This is a genomic window from Acinetobacter stercoris (genome assembly GCF_900323515.1).
Classification (GTDB): domain Bacteria; phylum Pseudomonadota; class Gammaproteobacteria; order Pseudomonadales; family Moraxellaceae; genus Acinetobacter; species Acinetobacter stercoris.
In genome coordinates this window covers 1-1,676 of sequence record NZ_OOGT01000367.1, presented here as the reverse complement: position 1 = coordinate 1,676, position 1,676 = coordinate 1, and the positions used below count along the sequence as shown (strand labels likewise).

Annotated in this window: 2 protein-coding genes; both read left to right on the top strand. The window is 34.6% G+C overall.

Translation table 11 applies throughout. From position 1 onward, the window contains the following. The first annotated feature begins 212 nt into the window (after positions 1-212). Positions 213-1,142 carry an oxygen-dependent tRNA uridine(34) hydroxylase TrhO gene (gene trhO / locus KPC_RS19555; RefSeq protein WP_121975970.1) on the top strand — a complete coding sequence of 310 codons (930 nt, stop codon included), beginning with the start codon at positions 213-215 and terminating at the stop codon, positions 1,140-1,142. 198 nt (positions 1,143-1,340) lie between these two features. Then, the gene (locus tag KPC_RS19550) at positions 1,341-1,637 is read left to right on the top strand and encodes a hypothetical protein (protein WP_121975969.1); all 297 of its coding nucleotides are present in this window, start codon (positions 1,341-1,343) and stop codon (positions 1,635-1,637) included. Positions 1,638-1,676: the final 39 nt, after the last annotated feature.

Genomic DNA, 1,676 nt, shown 5'->3' with positions numbered 1-1,676 from the left:
AATAAAACCACAATATTTAGTATAAATATCCAACATGTACCCATCAAAATCAAAGCTGATGTTATCAATATAATGATTAACTTTTTTGACTATTATTTTCAATATATTACATATTATGGCATTCTTTGCTTCCGCTTTCTCGCAAATTCACATGATTTGCATTAAAATATGCGCCTGAATTTTTTCCTATCTTAATACATTTGGAGTATTCCATGAACGCTACTGTAGAACAGCTTGCACCTGTAGAACAGCAAGCGAGCAATTGGGTTGTTGCCGCACTTTATCAATTTAAAGAAGTTCAAGATCCTACTGATCTTCAACAACGCCTTTTGGACTTGGTAAAAACAATTAACCTATGTGGAACTCTAATTGTTGCTGGTGAAGGAATCAATGGTACTGTAGCAGGAGACCGTCAAGCGATTGATGTAATTCATCAATTCCTACTTGATGAAGGTTTTACAGCGATGGAATACAAAGAATCCGAAAGCCATGACAAACCTTTTAGAAAAATGAAAATCAAGCTTAAAAAGGAAATCGTGACTTTAGGTGTCGAGGTGAAACCACGTGATTTGGTGGGCCATTATCTGGATCCAAAGGAATGGAATGAGTTGATCACTCGTGATGATGTGATTTTAATTGATACCCGTAATGACTATGAATATAAAGCGGGTACTTTTAAAGGTGCAATTGATCCAAAAACAGAAACATTCCGTGAATTTCCAGAATATGTAAAACAAAATCTCGAACAGCACAAAGATAAAAAGATTGCGATGTTTTGTACAGGTGGGATTCGCTGTGAAAAATCAACCTCTTTGCTTTTGCAAGAAGGTTTCTCAGAGGTCTACCACCTTAAAGGTGGAATTTTAAGATACCTTGAAGAGACTCCGGCTTCAGACAGCATGTGGGAAGGTGAATGCTTCGTATTTGATGGACGTACAGCCGTGACTCATGGTGTAGAAGAAGGTGTCAATGTAAAATGTCATGCTTGTGGATGGCCACTCACACCAGAAGAAGTTACCCTCCCAAGTTACGAACATGGTGTTTCTTGTAAATATTGCATTGACAAAACCACAGAGAAACAAAAAGAAGGTTTCCGTATGCGTCAGTCACAAATTACAGCAGCAAAACGCAAACGCTTGTAAAAATATTTTATGTAAACTAAATGTAAAAACCATACTCCGTTGAGTGTGGTTTTTTACTTAATCATTACTTTAGAAATAAATAATAATAAAAAATTATACAACAATAGATTTTCCCTCCTCAAAATTATCACTCCATGTTGTTATTTTGAACCGAAAAGAGTTTTAAGTATCATTTGAGATCGCAACCAGAGCACATTTATGGAAAAAATAATTCAGCCCAATCAGGAAGAACTACCCTATTCTCTACATAAAATAAGTCACACTTTTGATCAAAGTAAAATACCCTTTCATCAACTCGAACAAGAACTAAACCGACAGTCTCATATTTTTATTGTGGTTTTAGGTACAGTAATTGGAGCATGTATTTCTCTTGCAATTGGTTATGCAACACACGCTAGCTTAATTGTATTTTTGTTATTAATGCTTTTACCTATAGCAATAAGTTATCTTTTACGTAAAGTTTATATACATACATTGCTGCATTTCCAAGATTAGTATTAAAAATACAAATCTAGAATAGGAAGATTATATATT

Coding starts and splice junctions, on each gene's coding strand:
- KPC_RS19550 (WP_121975969.1), top strand. CDS start 1,341: ATGGAAAAAATAATTCAGCCCAATCAGGAAGAACTACCCTATTCTCTA.
- trhO (WP_121975970.1), top strand. CDS start 213: ATGAACGCTACTGTAGAACAGCTTGCACCTGTAGAACAGCAAGCGAGC.